Origin of the sequence: Pseudomonas sp. HMWF006 (assembly GCF_003061205.1) — a bacterium.
Lineage (GTDB): Bacteria > Pseudomonadota > Gammaproteobacteria > Pseudomonadales > Pseudomonadaceae > Aquipseudomonas > Aquipseudomonas monsensis.
Genome location: NZ_QAIU01000155.1, coordinates 1 through 3,573 on the forward strand (window position 1 = coordinate 1; position 3,573 = coordinate 3,573).

Consider the following 3,573-nt stretch of genomic DNA (forward strand, 5'->3'; position numbering starts at 1 on the left):
GTATTCGGGTACTGCTCGACAAATTCACGGGTGCAGCCAAGGACTTTTTCCGGGTGATCGGGCCAGATGCTCTGGCTGGTCGCCATCGTGAAACCGAGATCCTGCTGCACCGCGCTGGCTGCCCACGGTTCGCCGACGCAAAATCCGTCGATGCGCCCGGCCTGCAAGTGCGCAACCATTTGCGGCGGCGGCACCACCACACTGTCGACATCCTGCAACGGATGAATGCCCTGGCTCGCCAGCCAATAGTAGAGCCACATGGCATGGGTGCCGGTGGGAAACGTCTGGGCGAAGGTCAGTTTTGCGCGGCTTTGGTGCACGTGGCGATCCAGCGCTTCAGGACTGATCACGCCGAGGTTTTGCAGGCCGTGGGAAAGGTTGAGGCTCTGACCGTTCTGGTTCAGGCCCATCAACACCGCCATGTCCGTCGAAGCGACGCCGCCGATGCCCAGATGGACGGCGTAGATCAGGCCGTAAAGGCTATGGGCGGCGTCGAGTTCACCGCTGACCAGTTTGTCGCGCAGATTGGCCCACGACGTCTGGCGCTTGAGGTTGAGGGTCAGGCCATAAGGCTGGGCGAAGCCTTGAGTGGCAGCGACGACGACCGAGGCGCAATCGCTCAGGGCCATGAAACCGAGGTCGATCGCGCTTTTTTCCGGGGCATCACTGCCATTGACCCAGGCCAGCGGCCCGACGGACGAATCATTCATAAAAAGCCACCTTGAAAAAAAACGCCGTCCCGGGCTTTTGCACAGGCAAAAACCGAGGACGACGCCATTGTCCTGAGCCGCACGCCGTCGTTGGCTTGCAGGCTGATACCGGGGAAAGGTGCAAGGCATATGCCACTCGCGGCGATTTGCGCGTGCGCCTCGCGCGCCGGGGTGTTGCCCGGCTATAATCGCCGCCTCTTTTCGCCGCCCGAGTCATCGCCGCCCATGTACACCCTGGCCCGTCAGCTGTTGTTCAAACTTTCCCCGGAAACCTCTCACGATCTGTCGCTGGATCTGATCGGCGCGGGTGGGCGTCTGGGGCTCAACGGCATGCTGTGCAAGAAGCCGGCGCACGTGCCGGTGACGGTCATGGGCCTGGACTTCCCGAACCCGGTGGGTCTGGCGGCCGGTCTGGACAAGAACGGCGCGGCCATCGACGGCTTTGCGCAACTGGGCTTCGGGTTTGTCGAAATCGGCACCGTGACCCCGCGTCCGCAGCCGGGCAACCCGAAACCGCGAATCTTCCGTCTGCCGGAAGCCGAGGCGATCATCAACCGTATGGGCTTCAACAACCTCGGTGTGGATAACCTGCTGGCGCGGGTCGCTGCAGCCAAATACAACGGCGTGCTGGGGATCAACATCGGCAAGAACTTCGACACCCCGGTCGAGCGCGCGGTGGACGATTACCTGATCTGCCTGGACAAGGTGTATGCCCATGCCAGCTATGTCACGGTCAACGTCAGCTCGCCGAACACTCCGGGCCTGCGCAGCCTGCAGTTCGGTGATTCGCTCAAGCAGTTGCTGGCGGATCTGGCGGCGCGTCGCGCCGAGCTGGCCCTGCGCCACGGCAAGCATGTGCCGCTGGCGATCAAGATCGCTCCGGACATGACCGATGAAGAGACCGCGCAAGTGGCTCAGGCGCTGATCGAGACCGGTATGGACGCGGTGATCGCCACCAACACCACCCTGAGCCGCGTCGGCGTCGAAGGCATGGAGCACGGTGACGAGGCGGGCGGTCTGTCTGGCGCCCCGGTGCGTGACAAGAGCACCCACACCGTGAAGGTGCTGGCGGCGGAACTGGGTGGCCGGTTGCCGATCATCGCGGCCGGCGGCATTACTGAAGGCAAGCATGCGGCCGAGAAGATTACGGCGGGTGCGAGCCTGGTGCAGATTTATTCGGGCTTCATCTATAAAGGCCCGGCGCTGATCCGCGAATCGGTCGACGCCATCGCCGCCCTGCGTTGATCCAATTGTGGGAGCGAGCTTGCTCGCGAAAGCGGTGTGTCAGTCTCTGTAGATATTGACTGAATAGACGCTTTCGCGAGCAAGCTCGCTCCCACCGGTGTGTGCAGCACAAATAATGTGACAGGCATAAAAAAGGGCTCCTCGAAGGAGCCCCTGGGCCGTAGCCCGCCGTCCGGGAAGGACGTGCATGGTAAGTCGCTAGAAATTCAGATTGTCGTGTTGCAGTCAGTGCCCTGTGTCAGCCAACGGCGTGAAGTTCGTTGAGTCTGTGGATTCCCGCAGTGCCGGTCATACCGTCCCAGTTGTCGCCGCGTCCTTCTCGCCAGCCGTTGATCCAGGCTTGGCGTACCGACGGTAGAGTAAATGGGCAAAGCTCACGGGATTTGCCACCAACGCCATATTGATATCCGCGCAAAAATGCTCTTTCCAACGGATCACGCTTAAGTCTTCTCATAGGGTGTTTCCCTCACTTGTTGACTGTTTGTGTCGCGTTGACCTCAACCGAGGTCTGGCAGAAAACTCTGCCGGGGTGCGGCTCGCTGCCGGCGTGGCGAGCCAAGGTGTTGACGCCGTTGCGACGTCAACCTGTGGTCAGTTCTAACCAATGAGTCACACCGAGGGAATGATCGTTTTGTCATAAGGACGTAACGAAAATAGTGCTACAGCCATAAGTAACGACGGGTTTCATGAACGTTTTTTCCGCAAACCCCGGTATGATCGGCTCCGCGCTGGATGGTGGGGTTAATCCTTTAGTGAGAATGACCCACGTTTGCGCTAGGTTAATAAGCGACGAAGGGTCGCTTTAAGACTTTTTGTTTCATCAACTTTTTTATCTGTCCCGGCATCTAAGCTCCTTTAACCCGAGCAGCGGGGATGGAACGGCACACCTTCGTGCCACGCGGGCGCTCTTTTAGAAAAGCGCCTGATTGAAAACCGGATCGGCAATGCGTTGCCGATTCACTAGCCAAAGGCTCTGGAAATACCATGTCCGACCGTTTCGAACTCTTCCTCACTTGCCCTAAAGGCCTTGAAGGCCTGCTCATCGAGGAAGCCGTCGGGCTTGGCCTTGAAGAAGCGCGCGAGCACACTTCCGCCGTGCGTGGCATGGCGAGCATGGAAACCGCTTATCGCCTGTGCCTTTGGTCGCGTCTGGCCAACCGCGTGTTGCTGGTGCTCAAGCGTTTCCCGATGAAGGACGCCGAAGACCTGTATACGGCGTGCTCGACATCGACTGGCAGGATCACATGCTGGCCGACGGCACCCTGGCTGTCGAATTCAGCGGCCACGGCTCGGGTATCGACAACACCCACTTCGGTGCCCTCAAAGTCAAAGACGCCATCGTCGACAAACTGCGCACACCGCAGGGTGATCGCCCGAGCATCGACAAGCTCAACCCGGACTTGCGCATTCACCTGCGTCTGGATCGCGGCGAAGCGATCCTCTCCCTTGACCTCTCCGGCCACAGCCTGCACCAGCGCGGCTATCGCTTGCAGCAGGGCGCGGCGCCGCTGAAGGAAAACCTCGCGGCGGCGATTCTGATCCGTTCCGGCTGGCCACGCATTGCGGCCGAAGGCGGCGCGCTGGCTGACCCGATGTGCGGTGTCGGTACGTTCCTGGT

The 3,573-nt window shown here is 60.5% G+C and carries 4 protein-coding genes and 1 pseudogene; 2 read left to right on the plus strand and 3 right to left on the minus strand.

All coding sequences use genetic code 11. The features are described 5' to 3' along the window. Positions 1-710: CmpA/NrtA family ABC transporter substrate-binding protein (locus DBR24_RS06140; protein ID WP_146188972.1), on the minus strand; the 710-nt coding region annotated here is incomplete at its 3' end. Between the two features lie 225 nt (positions 711-935). Between DBR24_RS06140 and DBR24_RS06145 the strand changes: the two genes are divergently transcribed. Further along, entirely contained in the window at positions 936-1,955 is a 1,020-nt protein-coding gene (locus tag DBR24_RS06145) for a quinone-dependent dihydroorotate dehydrogenase (RefSeq protein ID WP_128614208.1), read from the plus strand. Positions 1,956-2,193: 238 nt separating this feature from the next. Here DBR24_RS06145 and rmf read toward each other — a convergent pair whose 3' ends face one another. Continuing rightward, positions 2,194-2,409, minus strand: coding sequence for a ribosome modulation factor (gene rmf / locus DBR24_RS06155; RefSeq protein WP_003223300.1), 216 nt, complete (start codon positions 2,407-2,409; stop codon positions 2,194-2,196). Between the two features lie 506 nt (positions 2,410-2,915). Beyond that, entirely contained in the window at positions 2,916-3,041 is a 126-nt protein-coding gene (locus DBR24_RS31600; protein ID WP_256591303.1) for a hypothetical protein, read from the minus strand. Here DBR24_RS31600 and DBR24_RS06160 point away from each other — a divergent pair. After that, positions 2,997-3,573: pseudogene (locus DBR24_RS06160) on the plus strand (THUMP domain-containing protein); the annotation flags it as partial. The gene DBR24_RS31600 and the pseudogene DBR24_RS06160 overlap by 45 nt on opposite strands.